Here is a 17,627-nt window from a genome sequence, read left to right as displayed (position 1 = left end):
GACCGCCCCCGCCCCGCATTGCCGGGGCGGGCTTTTCTTTCGGCTGCCTGATGACGCGCAGCACCCGCCGCTTAACTCAATGCGACTTTGATCCCAAGCGCGATCAACATGCCGCCAAGCAGTTTATCGATAAACTTCTGCGCCATTTCCAGCGCGCGGCGCACCGGCTTGCTCTGGATCAGCAGCACCAACAACGGCCACCAGACGGCCGACAGCACAAAAATAATCCCGGCATACCACAGCTTCTCGCCAACGCCGGAGTTAATTTGCAGTACCTGGGTGAATATCGCCAGGAAGAACAGCGTGGCTTTCGGGTTAAGCAGGTTGCACAAATAGCCCTGCATAAAGGCGCTTTTCCGGCTGGTCTGTTGCAGCGGCAGATCGCTGATGTGCATTTTGCCGCCGCCGCGGGCTAACAGCGCCTGTATGCCGATCCAAATCAGGTAAACCGCCCCAGCGTATTTCAACATATTGAACAGCCAAGGGGTGGTGGTGATCACCACCGCCAAACCGGCGACGCAATAGGCCATATGGGTGGCGACGCCGCAGATGACGCCGAAGGCGGTCATCAATGCCAGCCGGCGCTGATAGCGGGCGGCGTTCTTCACGATCAGGAAAAAATCCGGCCCGGGAGAGAGCATTCCCAGCGTGGCGATGCCGGCAACGAACAACGACGTTTCAAACATAATTTGCATCTCCGCACAAAAGACTAAATTGCTCAAATAATAACGTTGCTTACGCTGATATGCACCCTGCAAATGAGGTAATGTTAAGCAGTGTCGGCCAAGAGATCGTGGCGCCGCCGCCAGTGCAACAACCTGCGTCGGGCAAAGAGCGCAGGAAATCGAGAATCGGTGTTTCCGGCCCGTCATTCATCGGCCGTTTATTCAGGGGAGTTTTCAGGATCGTATGAAGCATGAATTGACTGTCTCCTTGCCGGAGCCCAGCCGGCAGCAGCGTGAAATAACCCGGTTATGTATTCAGTGTGCGTTGCTGCTGTTGCAACACGGGGCGGAAAGCATGGTGGTTGAACAGTTGTCTACGCGCCTGGGGCTGGCGCTCGGCATGGACAGCGTGGAAAGCTCCATTTCGGCCAATGCGGTGGTGCTGACCACCATCAGCAACGGCGCTTGCCTGACCACCACCCGCAAGAATGTCGATCGCGGCATTAACATGCATATGGTGACGGAAGTGCAACACGTAGTGATCCTGGCGGAACATCGCCTGGCGGATGCGCACGACGTGGCGCACCGGTTTGAGCGGCTGCGGCCGCTGCGCTATCCGCGCTGGCTGGTGGTGCTGATGGTGGGGCTTTCCTGCGGTTGTTTCAGCATACTCAACGGCGGCGCTAATGACGCCTTTGTCGTCACCTTCTTCGCCAGCGGGATGGCGATGTTTGTCCGGCAGGTGCTCACCGCGCACCATATGAACCCGCTGATCAACTTCTGCCTGACGGCGTTTGTCGCGACGTCGATCTCCGGTCTGTTATTGCGCCTGCCGGTGTTTAGCCAGACCTCCAGCGTCGCAATGGCGGCCAGCGTGCTGCTGCTGGTGCCGGGCTTCCCGCTGATCAACGCCGTGGCCGATATGTTCAAAGGCCATGTAAACACCGGCCTGGCGCGTTGGGCGATGGCCAGCCTGCTGACGCTGGCGACCTGTATCGGCGTAGTGATGGCAATGGCCCTGTGGGATCTACGGGGGTGGTCATGAGTCTGCTGTGGGCGTTGTTGCTGGATATGCTGCTGGCGGCGGTGCCGGCGCTGGGGTTTGCCATGGTGTTCAACGTGCCGATACGCGCGCTGCGCTACTGCGCCTTACTGGGGGCGGTGGGGCACGGTTCGCGGATGCTGATGATGCACGCCGGGATAAACATCGAATGGGCGTCGCTGCTGGCGGCAACCCTGATTGGCATTATTGGCATCAAGTGGTCGCGCTGGCTGCTGGCGCACCCGAAGGTGTTCACCGTGGCGGCAGTGATCCCCATGTTCCCCGGTATTTCAGCCTATACCGCGATGATAAGCGTGGTGGAGATTTCGCACCTGGGCTATAGCGAGGCGTTGATGTCGGTGATGGTGACCAACTTTCTCAAGGCCAGTTTTATCGTCGGGGCGCTATCGATAGGGCTTTCCCTGCCGGGCCTGTGGCTGTATCGCAAACGTCCTGGCGTGTGATGGCCCGTATTTTTCAAATAGTTAGCTCAGGCAAATAATTCGTACTATTAGGATAGCTAATCGGAGCTGTCTTATATATTCATATTGCTTGATTCGCCTATCGACGGCCGATTGGGCTTTACGTATAGTGTGAGCAATTTTGCTGCCTATACAGGGTTAAACAATGATTATCAGCCTGATCGCTGCCTTGGCGGCGGATCGCGTAATTGGTATGGAAAACGCAATGCCGTGGCATCTCCCGGCGGATCTTGCGTGGTTTAAACGCAACACGTTGAATAAGCCGGTCATCATGGGCCGCAAGACCTTTGAGTCGATAGGCCGCCCGCTGCCGGGCCGGCATAATATTGTGCTAAGCAGCCAACCGGGCACGGATACGGGTGTCACCTGGGTGGCTTCACTGGATGAGGCTTTAGCGGCGGCCGATGGCGCCGAAGAAGTGATGGTGATGGGCGGCGGGAGCATTTATACCCAGTTCCTGGCCCGGGCCAACCGCATGTACCTGACGCATATTGATGCCGAGATTGGCGGTGATACCCATTTCCCCGACTATGAGCCAGACGAATGGGAAACCTCGTTCAGCGAGTTCCACGATGCGGATGAACTAAACTCACACAGCTACTGTTTTGAGATTTTAGAACGCCGTTAATGCGGCAAGGCAAACACCATAACAAGCAAACTGTTGACGAAAGTTGGCCGTTGGAGTTGCCGTCTGGCGGATGCATAAGGCGGCATTTCCACCTGTGAAAACCCTAATTCCTACGGGCTAACAGAGAGCGAGAGTGAGTCGCTTGACTTAAATCCGACTACGGGCTGCTCCCTCTCCCGTTGGGCGTTGGCGAAGAGTTTTCTCTGCTGTGGCAGAGGGCGAGAGTGAGTCGCTTGACTTAAATCCGACTTCGGGCTGCTCCCTCTCCCGTTGGGAGAGGGTTGGGGTGAGGGTGAGGGAGTGCCTACACCACATCATCCAGCATATCGCGGCGGTTGGACGGCTGAACGAAATAGCGCCGATCGCTCCAGCGCAGCATCGTCAGTTTACCGCCCCAGCAACAGCCGGTATCCAGCGCATAGATATCCGGCGGCGTACCTTTACCTTCCAGCGAAGCCCAGTGGCCGAAGATAATGCTGTAATCAGCATCGACCCGCCGCGGCAGCTCAAACCAAGGCTTCAGCGGCGCTGGCGCGCTGCCTGGCGCATCTTTACAGATCATATCCAACTGGCCGTTCGGGAAGCAGTAGCGCATGCGCGTCAGCGCGTTGGCGCTAAAACGCAGGCGGGCCAGGCCGCTTAATTCCGGGCTCCAGTTATTCGGCATATCGCCGTACATCGCATCCAGAAACAGCGGATAGCTGTCGCTGCTGAGCACGGCTTCCAATTCGCGTGCGCATATCTGGGCGGTTTCAATATCCCACTGCGGCGTGATGCCGGCATGGGCCATCACCAGCCTCTGCTCGGTATCAACCTGCAGCAGCGGCTGGCGGCGCAGCCAGTTAATCAGCTCATCAGCATCCGGCGCTTCCAGCAGCGGGTTTAGCCGGTCTTTGGGTTTGTTGCGGCTGATGCCGGCGTAAACCGCCAACAGGTGCAGATCGTGGTTGCCCAGCACCATACGCACCGCCGGGCCAAGCGAACGCACGTAGCGCAGTACTTCCAGCGAGCCGGGGCCGCGCGCCACCAGATCGCCCGTGAGCCACAGCGTGTCATATTGCGGATCAAACGCAACCTGGGCTAATAGCGACTGCAGTTCATCAAAACAGCCATGAACGTCACCAATAAGATATGTCGACATATTAATGAATCAGCGTTGGGATAGCTAAGCGGAAGACGGGAATAGCGATGCGGAACGATTTTCCCTGATGGTCAATCATTTCGTAATGGCCTTCCATGGTGCCCAGCGGGGTTTCAAGGATAGCGCCACTGGTGTATTGGAACTCGCCGCCTGGTTCAATAACCGGCTGCTCACCCACCACGCCTTCACCTTGCACTTCGGTTTGGCGGCCGTTGGCGTTGGTGATCAACCAATAGCGGCCCAGAAGTTGAACGGTTGAGCGCCCCAGGTTACGCACTGTGATGGTATAGGCGAAGACGTAACGCTCTTCGTCCGGCTGTGACTGTGATTCCACATAAACACTTTGTACCTGCACACATACACGGGGCGACTCAATCATGACCACAACTCCTTATTGCTGCGGCGGCAGATTGGCTGAAAGCCAGTTGGCTAGCTTGCAGTACTGCGCCACAGAAATATTTTCTGCTCTGAGCGTAGGATCGACGCCGAGATCCGTTAATTGCTCTGGGGTGAACAGATCGCCCAGGCTATTACGGACGGTTTTACGGCGTTGGTTGAATGCCTGGGTGGTGATCCGGCTTAGCATACGCACATCACCGACCGGGTGCGGCAGCTCACGGTAAGGCGCCAGGCGCACCACGGCGGAATCCACTTTCGGCGGCGGCGCAAAGGCCGTTGGCGGCACTTCCAGCACCGGGATGACGTTGCAATAGTATTGCGCCATCACGCTCAGACGCCCATAGGCTTTACTGTTCGGGCCAGCCACCAGGCGGTTCACAACTTCTTTTTGCAACATGAAGTGCATGTCGTGAATAGCCTGAGTATAGCTGAAAAGGTGGAACATGAGCGGGGTGGAAATATTGTACGGCAGGTTGCCAAATACGCGCAGCGGTTGGCCTGCCTGCTCGGCCAGTTCAGCGAAGTTCATCGCCATGGCATCCTGCTGGTAGATGGTCAGTTTGTCTTTCAACTGCGGATGATTGGCCAGGCGCGCCGCCAGATCGCGATCCAGCTCGATCACCGTCATGCGATCCATCCGCGCGCCGACCGGCTCGGTCAAGGCGCCCAGGCCCGGGCCGATCTCCACCACGGCTTCACCCGGCTGGGGGTGAATGGCGGAAACGATGCTATCGATGACAAACTGATCGGTTAAAAAGTTTTGCCCAAAGCGTTTGCGGGCAAAGTGCCCTTGGTGGACTCTATTATTCATTACAATTAATTATCATTTTAATGGCGAGATTCAGGGCCGTTTTGAAACTGCCGACGTCGGCACTGCCGGAGCCCGCCAGTTCCAGAGCGGTACCATGGTCGACCGAGGTACGGATAAAAGGCAAACCGAGAGTGATGTTAACCGCACGGCCAAACCCCTGGTATTTTAGCACCGGCAAGCCCTGATCGTGATACATCGCCAGCACGGCATCGGCATGTTGCAAATATTTGGGCTGGAACAGCGTATCGGCCGGCAGAGGGCCGATCAGATTGATGCCACGGCGGCGCAAGGTATCCAGGGCCGGAATAATGACATCCAGTTCTTCACGCCCCATATGGCCGCCTTCGCCCGCGTGCGGGTTAAGCCCACAGACATAAATCTGCGGGGAGGGGATGCCAAACTTGGTTTGCAGATCGTGGTTGAGAATGCCGATCACTTCATGCAGGCATTGTTCGGTAATCGCACCCGGCACCGCCAGCAGCGGCAGGTGGGTCGTCGCCAGCGCCACGCGCAGTTCTTCCGTCGCCAGCATCATCACGACGCGTTCACAGCCGCTGCGATCGGCAAAAAATTCGGTGTGGCCGGTAAAAGGCACGCCTGCATCGTTGATGATGCCTTTATGCACCGGCCCGGTGATCAGCGCGGCGAATTCGCCGTTCAGGCAGCCGTCACAGGCCTTGGCCAGGGTATCCACAACATAGGCGCTGTTGGCGACGTTCAGTTCGCCCGGCGTAACCGCGGCGGGGGCCGCAACCGGCAGCACCGTCAGGGTACCGGCGCGCTGCGGCGCGGCCGGCAGTTGCGGCTGGTAATCACGCAGCGCCAGCGGCAAGTTCAGCCGTTGGGCACGTGTTTGCAGCAGGGCCGGATCGGCGCAGACCACCAGCTCAACAGGCCAATCCTGTTGCGCCAGGGCAACCACCAAATCCGGCCCCACCCCGGCTGGCTCGCCGGGGGTTATAACAACGCGTTGATTATTGTGCATTACTGCCATCAAGTATTTTTACATAGGCGGCGGCACGCTGTTCCTGCATCCAGGTCTGTGCTTCTTCAGCAAACTTGCGGTTGAACAGCATGCGGTAAGCGCGGTCCTTCTGGGCCGCATCGGTTTTATCGACCTGGCGGGTATCAATCAGTTGGATAAGGTGCCAGCCGAAGGCGGAATGAACGGGTTTACTGATTTCGCCTTTATGCAGTTTTAACAGCGCATCGCGGAAGGCTGGATCGTACATGTCCGGGGATGCCCAACCCAGATCGCCGCCCTGCAGCGCAGAGCCGGGATCCTGCGAAAGCTGTTTGGCTTCGTCGGCAAACTTCGCGGTACCGCTCTTGATCGCCGCGGCCACTTCTTCCAGCTTCGCGCGTGCCTGGTCATCGGTCAACACGACGGAAGGTTTCAGCAGGATGTGGCGGGCGTGCACTTCGGTAACGGAAACCGACTGGTTGGTGCCGCGGATGTCGTTGACCTTCAGGATATGGAAGCCAACGCCGGAGCGGATGGGGCCGACCACGTCGCCTTTCTTGGCGCTCACCAGCCTTTCAGCGAACAGGGTGGGGATCTCTTGCAGCTTGCCCCAGCCCATGTTGCCGCCTTTCAGCGCCTGGGGATCGGCAGAGTAGGTGATGGCCAGTTTACCGAAGTCCGCACCGTTGTGCAGTTCAGTCATCAGGCGTTTAGCCAGCTCTTCTGCTTCGTCAACCTGTTGTTGTGACGGGTTTTCCGGCAGCGGCAGCAGGATGTGGCTGATGTTCATTTCGGTATCGCTGCTGTTCTGGGTGCCAACCTGTTTGGCCAGCGAATCCACTTCCTGCGGCAGGATAGTGACGCGGCGGCGAACTTCGTTGTTGCGCACCTCGGCGATCAGCATTTCTTTGCGGATCTGCGAACGGTAGGTGGTGTAGTTCAAGCCGTCATAGGCCAGACGGCTGCGCAGTTGATCGACGGTCATTCTGTTTTGTGCGGCGATATTGGCGATCGCCTGATCCAGTTCGGCATCGGAAATGGAGATGCCCATTTTTTGCCCCATCTGCAACTGGATGTTATCCATAATCAAACGCTCAAGGATCTGATGGCGCAGCGTGGCATCGTCCGGCAATTGTTGCCCTGCCTGCTGGGCGTTCAGCTTGACCGACTGCATCAGGCCGTTCACGTCGCTTTCGAGCACAACGCCGTTATCCACCACGGCGGCGACCTTATCAACTTCTTGGGGGGCAGCGAACGCGGTATTGGCGCAAATGACCAATCCGAGAATAAGCGTTCTCCAGTTCTTCATACATTTCCCATTATTTAATCCGCAAATGCGGGTGAAAGTTCTGTTATTCAAACGATGAAATATCATCAGAACGCGCGCTGATACGGCAGGATGCCGGAGCGCAGCATTTCTGCCGTGCCCAGGCTATGATCGCTGCTCAAGCCGCGCAGTTCGACGTTGAATGAAACCCTGTTGTCGTAAACGCTGTTTTGGCTGCTGCTGTTCCAGTCGGTGACCCTGCGCTCGTAGCCAAGGCTGACGGCCCAACAGCAGGTGTTGTAACGCACGCCCAGCAGTTGATCGGCAGACTGTTTGGCGCGGGTGTCGTAGTAATAGGCACCGACGATCGCCCAACGGTCTGCGATTGGCCAGCTAGCCGTTACGCCCACCTGCGAAATACCGTCCTGATAGGCCGGTATCTGGGTGGTGCTTAACGCCGTTTGAATATATTCCGGCGTGGCATAACGGTAGTTCAACTGAACCATACGTTCAGCATCCTGGCGATACTCCAGCACGGCGTTGCCCAATGAGACGCTAGCCAAACGCGTATCATATTGCAGCCCGCCGCGCAGCCCCCAGCGATCGTCAATCTTCCAATAGGTGTCGCCGGCCCATGCCAGGCTGCCGGTGTCATCATTGTTATCGTAACCAGTGACTTGGTCGCCGGTACGCGAACGGCTGAAGTAGTAGATTTGACCCACGGAAACGTTAAAACGTTCCACCAGCGCGTCATCATAAATGCGTGAGGTCAGGCCGGTGGTCACCCGGTTCTGGGACGCAATGCGATCCAGGCCGCTGTAAGTACGATCGCGGAACAGGCCGGAGTAGTCGGTTTGCAGCAGCGTGGTGTCATAGGTATAGATGCTGCTTTGATCGCGGTACGGCACGTAAAGGTACTGCATCCGCGGTTCCAGCGTCTGGGTATAGCCTTCGGCCCAGTTCATTTGGCGATCGAACACCATCTTGCCATCAACCTTGAATTGCGGCAGTACGCGGTTAACCGAATCCTTCAGGAGCGGCGCCGTACTGCCTGTGCGGCTCTCATAGTTGCTGGCGAAGCCGTTGGGGATGTCCTGCTGATAGTGGGTAGCCATCAGTTTGGCTTCGGTGTTCAGGCTGCCCCAGCCGTTGGTTAACGGCATGCTGATGGTCGGCTCCGCGTGCAGGCGAACGGCGTCCGGGCTGTACGGGTTAACGCTGGTAAAGTTGGCGGCCTGGCCGTAGAGGTGCAGATCAAACGGGCCGAGATCGTTTTTGTAGTAGTTCAGATCTAACTGCGGCCGGACGCGATAGGATTCGGAGCTGTCGCGATCGGTGTCATCGTAAATCTGGAACTGCTTGGAGCTGATGGTGGCGTCCCAGTTTTCCGTGGCGTAGGCCAGGCTGAATTTCTGCGTCGCGTAGCCGTCGGTGGTGGAACCGTATTTGGAATCCAAATCGGTAAAGTACCGGGAATCGCTGACCTTGGTATAGTCGACGTTGAAACGCCATACCTGGTCCATCACCCCGTTGTGGTTCCAGTACAGCAACCAGCGGGTATCGTCCGTGTTGCCCTTGCCGTATTCGTGATCGTTCGGCAACCAGTCCAACGCAACGGTACCGAGGCCCGGCTGCGTCAGATAGCGGAACTCTGTCTGCCACTGCAGGCCACGCTTAGACATATAGTTAGGCGTGATGGTGGCATCAAAGTTTGGCGCGATGTTCCAGTAGTAAGGCAACACGAACTGGAAGCCGTTATTGCTGCCGTATTTCGCATTCGGGATCAGGAAGCCGGAGCGGCGCTTGTCGCCGACCGGCAATTGCAGATACGGGCTGTAAAACACCGGGACGCCGGCGATTTTAAAACGGGCGTTCCAGATTTCGGCGACCTGCTCTTCACGATCGTGGATCACCTCGGAGCCGACCACGGTCCAGCTGTCGTCCCCTGGCAAACAGGAGGTGAAGCTGCCGTTTTCCAGGATGGTGTAGCGGTTTTCGCCCCGCATTTTCATCTTGTCGGCGTCACCGCGCCCCTGGCGGCCGACCATTTGGTAATCCCCCTGGTAGACGTCGGTATCCTTGGTGTTCAGGTTAGACCACGCCTTCGGCCCCTGCAGTTTGATCTGGTTATCGCCATAGTGCACATCGCCGGTGGCGGTTACGGTACGCACCGGGGCTTGGCCAGCCTGCTCTGTCTGATTCAGCTCAACCTGTTTGGCGGTGAGGGTGCTGTTGCCCTGATGAATATTCACGTTGCCGTTGAACAGCGCAGTGTGCGGGTAGTCAGCGCTTGAATCGTCAGAGTGGATAGTGACGGGCAGCGTGTTGGGATCGCCGCTGACCACCGGTTGGTCGAAAGTCGGGACGCCAAGCATGCACTGCTCGGCCAGATCGGCCAGCGCGTGCTGACTGTAAAGTGCCGTCCAAATCATCGTGGCCAGCAGTGTTGGTAAGCTTTTTTTCATACGCGGTTGTGGTGTCCGTCCTCAGAAGCGTCATGGCCGGCAAACGGTCAGAGACTATATCACTCATCTGCGTTGCGCTAGTGTTAAATCCGGTCGTTTGACTGCGTCGTTGTTAGGCGCAGCGATAAATGACAGGTATGATAATCGAAATCTTGGGAAAAATCGCCTTAACCCTGTGACTAACAACGCAGGGCGATATGCGGCTTACAGTATGTAATTTGGGGAGTGTATGCAGTATTGGGGAAAACTGCTCGGGGTCATTGTCGCTATCTGGTCTGGCGCGGGCTTCTGGGGCGTAGTTCTGGGGCTGATTGTTGGCCATATGATTGATACCGCGCGCAACAATAAGCGCAGCCGGGGGTTTTTTGCCGATCAGCAAACGCGGCAATCGCTGTTTTTCCGCACCACCTTCCAGGTGATGGGCCATCTGACCAAATCGAAAGGGCGGGTGACCGAGGCGGATATTCAAATGGCCAATCTGTCGATGGACCGCATGCAACTGCACGGCGAAGCCCGTGCGGCGGCGCAGCAGGCCTTCCGCGAGGGCAAGCAGAGCGATTTCCCGCTGCGTGAACGGCTGCAGCAACTGCGCAGCATCTGTTTTGGCCGTTTTGATCTGATTAGGATGTTTCTGGAAATACAGATCCAGGCCGCCTTTGCGGACGGTTCGTTGCACCCAAACGAGCGCCAGGTGCTGTATGTGATCGCCGAAGAGCTGGGGATCTCGCGCGCGCAGTTCGAACAGTTTCTGCGCATGATGGAAGGTGGCCAACAGTTCGGCGGCGGCTACCAGCAGCAGGGCGGCTACTCGCAAGGCGGCTATCAACAGGCCAGCCGTGGGCCAACGCTGGAAGACGCCTGCAAGGTGCTGGGGGTGAACAGCACCGACGATGCGGCGACCATCAAGCGCGCTTACCGTAAGCTGATGAGTGAACACCACCCGGATAAGCTGGTGGCGAAGGGGCTGCCGCCGGAAATGATGGAAATGGCTAAACAGAAAGCGCAGGAGATCCAATCGGCCTACGATCTGATCAAACGCGAAAAAGGCTTTAAGTAACGCTGACAGGGATGTTCGCCAGGCTGTTTCCTTTGGCTCAATTAGGCGTGCGCGGCTGAACGCCTAAAGTGCCGTTCAGCCCCTGTCTTATTTAATGCTGGGTTAAAAATCCGGTTCGGCGCGGAAATGCATCGGCGTCTGGAACGCGGGGTGGGTGATGCGCAGCTCTTGCGCATGCAGTTGTAAACGTTCGGCCATCGCCCTGGCCTGCGGGTGCGCGTAAAACCTATCGCCGAGGATCGGGTGCCCCAGCGCCAGCATATGCACCCGCAACTGGTGCGAACGCCCGGTGATGGGCAACAGCTTAACCCGCGTGCTGCCGTCTGTGTCGCGTGCAAGCACGTGATAGGCCGTCTGCGCCGCCTTGCCGGTAGCAAAACAGACCTTTTGCAGCGGCCGGTTCGGCCAGTCGCAAATCAGCGGTAAATCCACCATCCCTTCATCGTGCTCAAGATGCCCCCAAACGCGGGCGATGTAGACTTTCTTTGGCTCGCGCTCACGGAACTGGCGCTTGAGCTCGCGCTCTGCTGCTTTGGTCAGCGCCACCACGATCACGCCGCTGGTGGCCATATCCAGCCGGTGCACCGACTCGGCGGCCGGGTAATCTGCCTGAATACGCAGCATCAGGCTGTCTTTATGCTCCGGCGCGCGGCCGGGCACGGAAAGCAGCCCGCTGGGCTTGTTGACCACGATAATATGGGCATCCTGATACAGAATATGCAAAGGCTGCTGTGGGGGATCGTAGCGTTCCATTGTCGGGCTCCGCCGCTGTGGGTTAGGCGGGGGAGCAGGCTCCCCCTTGCACGGTTACTGGTGGGTGACCACCACCAGGCGGATAGCGTCCAGGCGCCAGCCCGCTTCGTTCAGGTTAGCCAGCACCTGGCGGCGGTTGAACTCCAGCGCTTCTACTTCGTCGTCGCGGATGTTCGGGTTGACCGCCTTGAGGGCTTCCAGCCGCGCCAGCTCGGTGCTGAGTTTATCGTCAGCTTCCTGTTTGGCCTGCTCGATCAGCGCTCTGGCCTCGGTTTCCACCTGGCTTTCCGCCTGTTGCAGGATGGCATGCACGTCCGGCTGCACGGCGTTAACCAGCTTGCTGGACGTGTGGCGGTTCACCGCGTTCAGCTGGCGGTTGAAGCTTTCGAACTCAACCTGGGCCGCCAGGTTGGTGCCCTTGCGGTCCATCAGCATGCGGATCGGCGTGGCCGGCAGGAAACGGGTCAGTTGCAGGTGCTTCGGCGCCTGGGCCTCCACCACGTAAATCAGCTCCACCAACAGGGTGCCGACCGGCAACGCTTTGTTTTTCAACAGCGAAACCGCACAGCTGCCGGTGTCGCCGGAAACGATCAGATCCAGCCCGTTACGGATAATCGGGTGTTCCCAACTGACGAACTGCGCATCTTCGCGCGCCAGCGCCTGTTCGCGATCGAAGGTCACGGTGCAGCCGTCCTGCGGCAGCCCCGGGAAGTCCGGCACCAGCATGTGGTCTGACGGGGTCAGGATGATCAGGTTATCGCTGCGGTCTTCCTGATTGATACCGACGATATCAAACAGGTTGAGCGCAAAGCTGACCAGGTTGACGTCGTTGTCCTGTTCAGCAATGGCGTCGGCTAACCGTTGCGCCTTCTCCCCGCCGTTGGAATGCATTTCCAACAGGCGATCGCGCCCCTGTTCCAACTGGGCTTTCAGCCGATCGTGCTGCTGGCGGCAGGCGTGAATAAAGTCGTCGAACCCTTCCTGTTCCGTCGGCGCGGCCAGGAAGGTGATGAGTTGTTCATAGCTGCTGTCATAGATGGTGCGGCCGGTTGGGCAGGTGTGCTCAAAGGCATCCAACCCTTCGTGATACCAGCGCCCCAGCACCGCCTGGGCGGTGTTTTCCAGATAGGGCACCATAATCTGGATGTCGTGCTGTTGCCCGATGCGATCCAGGCGGCCGATGCGCTGCTCCAGCAGATCCGGGTTGAACGGCAGATCGAACATTACCAGATGGCTGGCGAACTGGAAGTTGCGGCCTTCGGAGCCAATCTCCGAACACAGCAGCACCTGGGCCCCTTCTTCTTCAGAGGCGAAGTAGGCGGCGGCGCGGTCGCGCTCAATGATCGACAGCCCTTCGTGGAACACGGCGGCGCGGATGGCTTCGCGCTCGCGCAGTACCTGTTCCAGTTGCAGCGCGGTTTCCGCCTTGGCGCAGATCACCAGCACTTTTTCATGACGGTTGGCGGTCAGGTAGTTCAGCAGCCACTCAACGCGCGGATCGAAGTTCCACCAGGTGGCGTTTTCGCCTTCAAATTCCTGATAAATCTGCTCCGGATAGAGCATATCGCGCGCCCGCGCTTCCACGCTCTTTTTGGCGCCCATAATGCCGGAGACTTTAATCGCCGTTTGGTACTGGGTCGGCAACGGCAGCTTGATCTGGTGCAGGGTGCGGTGCGGGAAGCCTTTCACGCCGTTGCGGGTGTTGCGGAACAGTACCCGGCTGGTGCCGTGGCGGTCCATCAGCATGGTCACCAATTCCTGGCGCGCTTGTTCCGCATTGGCGCCGTCGCTGTTGGCGGCCTTCAGCAGCGGCTCGATATCCTGCTCGTCGATCAGTTCACCCAGCAGGTTGAGTTTCTCATCCGACAGGCGTTCGCCGCTTAGCAGTAGGGTGACGGCGTCGGCCACCGGGCGGTATTTCTGCTGCTCGGTAACAAACTCCTGGTAGTCATGGAAACGGTTTGGATCCAGCAGGCGCAGGCGGGCAAAGTGGCTTTGTTGGCCGAGCTGTTCCGGCGTCGCGGTCAGCAGCAGCACGCCGGGGATGTGCTCGGCCAACTGCTCGATAACCTGGTATTCACGGCTTGGGGCTTCTTCGCTCCACGCCAGGTGGTGTGCTTCATCCACTACCAGCAGATCCCACTCGGTATCGGCCAGCTGTTCCAGCCGTTTCTTGTTGCGGCGCACAAAGTCCAGCGAACAGATCACCAACTGCTCGGTTTCAAACGGGTTGCTGCTGTCGAGCATGGCTTCGGCGTAGCGGCTGTCGTCAAACAGCGAGAAATAGAGGTTGAAGCGGCGCATCATTTCAACCAGCCACTGGTGCTGCAGCGTTTCCGGCACCACGATCAGAACGCGTTCGGCGCGCCCAGCCAACAGCTGCTGGTGGATAATCATGCCGGCTTCGATGGTTTTACCCAGGCCCACTTCATCGGCCAACAGTACGCGCGGCGCATGGCGCTGGCCGACTTCATAGGCGATATGCAACTGGTGCGGGATCAGGCTGGCGCGCATACCGCGCAGGCCGGCGAACGGCAGGCGGTATTGCTCGCTTTGGTATTTGCGCGCGCGAAAACGTAGCGCGAAGCGATCCATACGATCGATTTGCCCGGCAAACAGGCGGTCTTGCGGCTTGCTGAAGGTGAGTTTGCTGTCCAGCAGCACTTCGCGCATTGCCACGCCGCTTTCCTGCGTATCCAGGCGGGTGCCGATATAGGTCAGCAGGCCGTTGTCCTGTTTGACTTCTTCAACCTGTAACTGCCACCCTTCATGGCTGCTGATGGTGTCGCCCGGGTTGAACATCACCCGGGTAATGGGGGAGTCATTTCGGGCATACAGACGGTTTTCACCGGTGGCGGGGAAAAGCAGGGTAACCATGCGTGTGTCTAGCGCCACGACGGTTCCCAGACCCAGTTCGCTTTCCGTATCGCTGATCCAGCGTTGACCAAGTGTAAAAGGCATATATTGTCGGCTCGATTCTTTTTTGGTTAGTCTGCTGCTGCGATGCAGCAGCCGGTGTTCAAAGCGGCTTCCCTTCACCTTGCCCCCCAGCCCCTATTGCCGGGGAAAGTCCGTGCGGTCTGTGAGCATGATCACTATTAGCACATCATACTCGTTCTTCCCTGGCAGAGGGCCGTTTGTTCGGCTCTGGGCACAATTGTGCCACAACATCGCAATCGCTCTCGCGGGGTGATGGCCGTGGGGCAATAGCAATTCACGCCGCGCGTCAACGCAAAAGCGGCACGGTTTAACCACGATGTTGTGAGTTATTCAGAATTTGGGAAGGGCGCTATGGTAATGGAAGGCGGCGCGTTCGTCACCTGCAAAACCCAATGAATTTACCGACGCCCCGGCCGGGCAGGGTGTCAGAACAGCCCCATCTGCCCCGTGACCAACGTTGCAAAATCATCGTGCAGGAAAGGCAGGATGGCATCGGCCACCGGTTGCAATTGGCGCTCCAGGTAATGGTTATAATCAATCGGCGAGTGCCGGATCTCCAGCGGTTCAGGGCCTGCGGTGGTCATCACATAGCTTATCCAGCCGCCGTTCTGGTATTGCAACGGCCGCCCCTGCTGGCGATTGTATTCATCAGCGATGCGCGCCGCCCGGGCGTGCGGCGGCACGTTGCGCTGGTAATCATCCAACTGCCGGCGCAGGCGTTTGCGGTAGACCAGCCGGTCATCGAACTCGCCGTCTTGCAGTTTCGCCACGTAGTCACGCACGTAATCCTGGTAGGGCTGCCGCTTGAAAATGCGCTGATAGAGCTGCTGCTGGAACACCTGCGCCAGCGGTGTCCAGTCGGTGCGAACGGTTTCCAGCCCTTTGTACACCATGTTTTCGCTGCCGTCCGCCTGAACGATCAGCCCCGCGTAACGTTTCTTGCTGCCCTGCTCGGCGCCGCGGATGGTGGGCATCAGAAAGCGTGAATAATGGGTTTCAAACTCCAGCTCCAGTGCGCTTTCCAGTTGGTATTGCTGCTGCAGATACTGCCGCCACCACTGGTTGACGTACGCTACCAGCGCGCGGCCAATCTCGGCGGCCTGCTGTTCGCCGTGGGCCTTCTTCAGCCAGACAAAGGTGGAGTCCGTATCGCCGTAGATCACCTGGTAGCCCCGGCTTTCAATCAGTTCGCGGGTCTGGCGCATGATCTCGTGGCCGCGCAGGGTGATCGATGAAGCCAGCCGCGGATCGAAAAAGCGGCAGCCGCTGGCGCCCAGCACGCCGTAAAAGGCGTTCATGATGATCTTGAGCGCCTGCGACAGCGGTTTGTTTTGCTGCCGTTTGGCGGCTTCGCGCCCTTGCCAGATCTGGCTGACGATCGCCGGCAGGCAGTGCTGGCTGCGTGAAAAGCGGGCGTTACGGAACCCGGGAATGGTGTCGGCGTCGCTCTCGCTTTGGGTGCCGGCGACCAGGCCGACGGGATCGATCAGGAAGGTGCGAATGATCGAGGGATACAGGCTTTTGTAATCCAGCACCAGCACGGAATCATACAGCCCGGGCTGGGAATCCATCACGAAACCGCCGGGGCTGTGCTCTTCCGGCAGCTCGCCCAGGTTGGGGGCCACATAGCCCAGGCGGTGCATGCGCGGCATATACAGGTGGCTGAATGCCGCCACGGAACCGCCGCTACGATCCACTGCCAGCCCGGTGACGGTGGCGCGCTCAAGCAGAAACGGCAACAGTTCCGCCTTGGCGAAAATGCGCGTTACCAACTCGCAGTCTTTCAAGTTGTAACGCGCCAGCGCGGGTTTATCTTCGGCGAAGCGCCGGTCGATCTCCGCCATGCGCTGGTAAGGGTTATCAATGGCTTTGCCTTCGCCCAGCAACGCCTGCGCCACATATTCCAGGCTGAACGAGGGGAAGTTCCAGGTAGCGGATTTCAGGGCTTCAATGCCGTCGATAAACAGCCGCCCGGCCGCACTGGCGAAAAAGTGGTTTTGCTTAAAACCGTGCTCGCGCCACTCCAACAGGCCGCCGCCGCGGCCGAAACGCAGCGGGATACGGTAACGTTCGGCGTGTTTTTGCAGCACGCGCAGATCAAATTGCACCAGATTCCAGCCGATGATCGCGTCCGGATCGTGTTGCGCCAGCCATTGATTCAGCCGCTCCAGCATTTGCGGGCGGCTGGCACAGTATTCCAGGGTGAAATCGAGTGGCCCCGGTTCGCCATTGGCGGGGCCGAGCATGTATACCTGGCGCTGGCCGCAGCCTTCCAGCGCGATGGAATAAAGCTCGCCGTGGGCCGAGGTTTCGATATCCAACGACACCAGCCGCAGCGGCGGCCGGTAGTCCGGCGCCGGCTTCATCTGCGCATTGATCAGCCTATCGCCGCCGGCGGGCTGGCCGCTGAACCACACCGGGGCGGTGATAAAGCGTTCCATCAGGTAACGCTCCGGCGGGCGGATATCCGCTTCGTAAACGTTGACGCCGCCTTCCCTGAGCCGTTTTTCCAGCGTGATCAACTGCCGGTGCTGGCGGCAATACAGGCCGAGCACCGGACGGGAATGGAAGTCTTTCAGCGGCAGCGGTTTTAGCGTGGCGTGGCGCTCATCACGCAGCAGCGCTTCGGCCCGCGAGCGTTGTTCTTGCGGAATAAACGCCACCGAATTCTGCGGCGCCAGGCACAGCTGCTTTGGGCCGTGCTCGGTTGCCAGCCAGAATTCAATCTCGGTGCCGGCGGCGGTATCGCGCCAGTACCGGGTGAGCAGAAAGCCTTGCTGAAGTGGTGCCACGCGGTTCCTGATACCTATGTTGATCCCCTGGGCCTTGTGGTCATGCTGGGGTGGATAGCAAGCAATATGCCGAAAACCTTGCGCGTTGCAGCAACGCCAACGCGCCTGCAACGAACAGTATAATGGCTTATAGTATGGATATTCATACAGTCATTGTCTACCATCTGGTGGCGCCGCCAAAATCGCATACAATTCAGCGGTTGACGCGGTGACAACCGGGC

Annotated in this window: 14 protein-coding genes; 4 read left to right on the top strand and 10 right to left on the bottom strand. The window is 58.6% G+C overall.

What is annotated here, in order from left to right; all coding sequences use genetic code 11:
• Nucleotides 1-71 precede the first annotated feature (71 nt).
• Nucleotides 72-686 carry a LysE family transporter gene (locus tag ABFX35_RS21390; protein WP_095848971.1) on the bottom strand — a complete coding sequence of 205 codons (615 nt, stop codon included), beginning with the start codon at nucleotides 684-686 and terminating at the stop codon, nucleotides 72-74.
• Between the two features lie 223 nt (nucleotides 687-909).
• Between ABFX35_RS21390 and ABFX35_RS21385 the strand changes: the two genes are divergently transcribed.
• From ABFX35_RS21385 to folA, 3 genes are all read left to right on the top strand, one after another.
• On the top strand, nucleotides 910-1,710 hold the full coding sequence (locus tag ABFX35_RS21385) for a threonine/serine exporter family protein (protein WP_279024274.1): 801 nt from the start codon (nucleotides 910-912) through the stop codon (nucleotides 1,708-1,710).
• Complete coding sequence (locus tag ABFX35_RS21380) at nucleotides 1,707-2,171, top strand: threonine/serine exporter (RefSeq protein ID WP_279024272.1); 465 nt, start codon at nucleotides 1,707-1,709, stop codon at nucleotides 2,169-2,171. The genes ABFX35_RS21385 and ABFX35_RS21380 overlap by 4 nt, the downstream gene beginning before the upstream one ends.
• A gap of 163 nt (nucleotides 2,172-2,334) precedes the next feature.
• Nucleotides 2,335-2,817 carry a type 3 dihydrofolate reductase gene (folA, locus tag ABFX35_RS21375; RefSeq protein WP_279024270.1) on the top strand — a complete coding sequence of 161 codons (483 nt, stop codon included), beginning with the start codon at nucleotides 2,335-2,337 and terminating at the stop codon, nucleotides 2,815-2,817.
• A gap of 304 nt (nucleotides 2,818-3,121) precedes the next feature.
• On the opposite strand, the gene apaH is transcribed toward folA, so the two are convergent.
• From apaH to lptD, 6 genes are all read right to left on the bottom strand, one after another.
• On the bottom strand, nucleotides 3,122-3,958 hold the full coding sequence (apaH, locus tag ABFX35_RS21370; protein ID WP_346082828.1) for a bis(5'-nucleosyl)-tetraphosphatase (symmetrical) ApaH: 837 nt from the start codon (nucleotides 3,956-3,958) through the stop codon (nucleotides 3,122-3,124).
• Nucleotide 3,959: 1 nt separating this feature from the next.
• Nucleotides 3,960-4,337, bottom strand: coding sequence for a Co2+/Mg2+ efflux protein ApaG (apaG, locus tag ABFX35_RS21365; RefSeq protein ID WP_279025030.1), 378 nt, complete (start codon nucleotides 4,335-4,337; stop codon nucleotides 3,960-3,962).
• A 12-nt stretch (nucleotides 4,338-4,349) separates the two neighbouring features.
• Nucleotides 4,350-5,168 carry a 16S rRNA (adenine(1518)-N(6)/adenine(1519)-N(6))-dimethyltransferase RsmA gene (gene rsmA, locus ABFX35_RS21360; protein ID WP_279025028.1) on the bottom strand — a complete coding sequence of 273 codons (819 nt, stop codon included), beginning with the start codon at nucleotides 5,166-5,168 and terminating at the stop codon, nucleotides 4,350-4,352.
• Complete coding sequence (gene pdxA, locus ABFX35_RS21355; RefSeq protein WP_279025026.1) at nucleotides 5,161-6,153, bottom strand: 4-hydroxythreonine-4-phosphate dehydrogenase PdxA; 993 nt, start codon at nucleotides 6,151-6,153, stop codon at nucleotides 5,161-5,163. Before pdxA ends, rsmA begins: the two co-directional genes overlap by 8 nt.
• Nucleotides 6,143-7,441, bottom strand: a complete 1,299-nt coding sequence (surA, locus tag ABFX35_RS21350) for a peptidylprolyl isomerase SurA (protein WP_279025024.1) — start codon at nucleotides 7,439-7,441, stop codon at nucleotides 6,143-6,145. Before surA ends, pdxA begins: the two co-directional genes overlap by 11 nt.
• 65 nt (nucleotides 7,442-7,506) lie before the next feature.
• Nucleotides 7,507-9,864: an LPS assembly protein LptD gene (gene lptD, locus ABFX35_RS21345; protein ID WP_279025022.1), complete on the bottom strand. Its 2,358-nt coding sequence runs from the start codon at nucleotides 9,862-9,864 to the stop codon at nucleotides 7,507-7,509.
• Nucleotides 9,865-10,093: 229 nt separating this feature from the next.
• Here lptD and djlA point away from each other — a divergent pair, with 229 nt between their 5' ends.
• A complete protein-coding gene (gene djlA / locus ABFX35_RS21340) occupies nucleotides 10,094-10,921 on the top strand; it encodes a co-chaperone DjlA (RefSeq protein ID WP_095846018.1) in 828 nt (275 codons plus the stop codon).
• Nucleotides 10,922-11,023: 102 nt separating this feature from the next.
• Here the strand turns inward: djlA and rluA are convergent, their stop codons facing one another.
• From rluA to ABFX35_RS21325, 3 genes are all read right to left on the bottom strand, one after another.
• Nucleotides 11,024-11,674, bottom strand: a complete 651-nt coding sequence (gene rluA, locus ABFX35_RS21335; RefSeq protein WP_279025019.1) for a bifunctional tRNA pseudouridine(32) synthase/23S rRNA pseudouridine(746) synthase RluA — start codon at nucleotides 11,672-11,674, stop codon at nucleotides 11,024-11,026.
• Nucleotides 11,675-11,728: 54 nt separating this feature from the next.
• Complete coding sequence (gene rapA, locus ABFX35_RS21330; protein WP_279025017.1) at nucleotides 11,729-14,635, bottom strand: RNA polymerase-associated protein RapA; 2,907 nt, start codon at nucleotides 14,633-14,635, stop codon at nucleotides 11,729-11,731.
• A 404-nt stretch (nucleotides 14,636-15,039) separates the two neighbouring features.
• Nucleotides 15,040-17,406: a DNA polymerase II gene (locus tag ABFX35_RS21325; RefSeq protein ID WP_346082827.1), complete on the bottom strand. Its 2,367-nt coding sequence runs from the start codon at nucleotides 17,404-17,406 to the stop codon at nucleotides 15,040-15,042.
• Between the last annotated feature and the right edge of the window lie 221 nt (nucleotides 17,407-17,627).

Source organism: Gibbsiella dentisursi (genome assembly GCF_039539505.1).
Taxonomy (GTDB): Bacteria; Pseudomonadota; Gammaproteobacteria; order Enterobacterales; family Enterobacteriaceae; genus Gibbsiella; species Gibbsiella quercinecans.
The sequence above is the reverse complement of the archived record's forward strand: the minus strand, read 5'-3'. Positions and strand labels throughout refer to the sequence as shown.

Bases quoted from the DNA above. Each gene is read 5' to 3' on its own strand.
- ABFX35_RS21390 (WP_095848971.1), bottom strand. From the start codon at position 686: ATGTTTGAAACGTCGTTGTTCGTTGCCGGCATCGCCACGCTGGGAATG.
- ABFX35_RS21385 (WP_279024274.1), top strand. From the start codon at position 910: ATGAAGCATGAATTGACTGTCTCCTTGCCGGAGCCCAGCCGGCAGCAG.
- ABFX35_RS21380 (WP_279024272.1), top strand. From the start codon at position 1,707: ATGAGTCTGCTGTGGGCGTTGTTGCTGGATATGCTGCTGGCGGCGGTG.
- folA (WP_279024270.1), top strand. From the start codon at position 2,335: ATGATTATCAGCCTGATCGCTGCCTTGGCGGCGGATCGCGTAATTGGT.
- apaH (WP_346082828.1), bottom strand. From the start codon at position 3,958: ATGTCGACATATCTTATTGGTGACGTTCATGGCTGTTTTGATGAACTG.
- apaG (WP_279025030.1), bottom strand. From the start codon at position 4,337: ATGATTGAGTCGCCCCGTGTATGTGTGCAGGTACAAAGTGTTTATGTG.
- rsmA (WP_279025028.1), bottom strand. From the start codon at position 5,168: ATGAATAATAGAGTCCACCAAGGGCACTTTGCCCGCAAACGCTTTGGG.
- pdxA (WP_279025026.1), bottom strand. From the start codon at position 6,153: ATGCACAATAATCAACGCGTTGTTATAACCCCCGGCGAGCCAGCCGGG.
- surA (WP_279025024.1), bottom strand. From the start codon at position 7,441: ATGAAGAACTGGAGAACGCTTATTCTCGGATTGGTCATTTGCGCCAAT.
- lptD (WP_279025022.1), bottom strand. From the start codon at position 9,864: ATGAAAAAAAGCTTACCAACACTGCTGGCCACGATGATTTGGACGGCA.
- djlA (WP_095846018.1), top strand. From the start codon at position 10,094: ATGCAGTATTGGGGAAAACTGCTCGGGGTCATTGTCGCTATCTGGTCT.
- rluA (WP_279025019.1), bottom strand. From the start codon at position 11,674: ATGGAACGCTACGATCCCCCACAGCAGCCTTTGCATATTCTGTATCAG.
- rapA (WP_279025017.1), bottom strand. From the start codon at position 14,635: ATGCCTTTTACACTTGGTCAACGCTGGATCAGCGATACGGAAAGCGAA.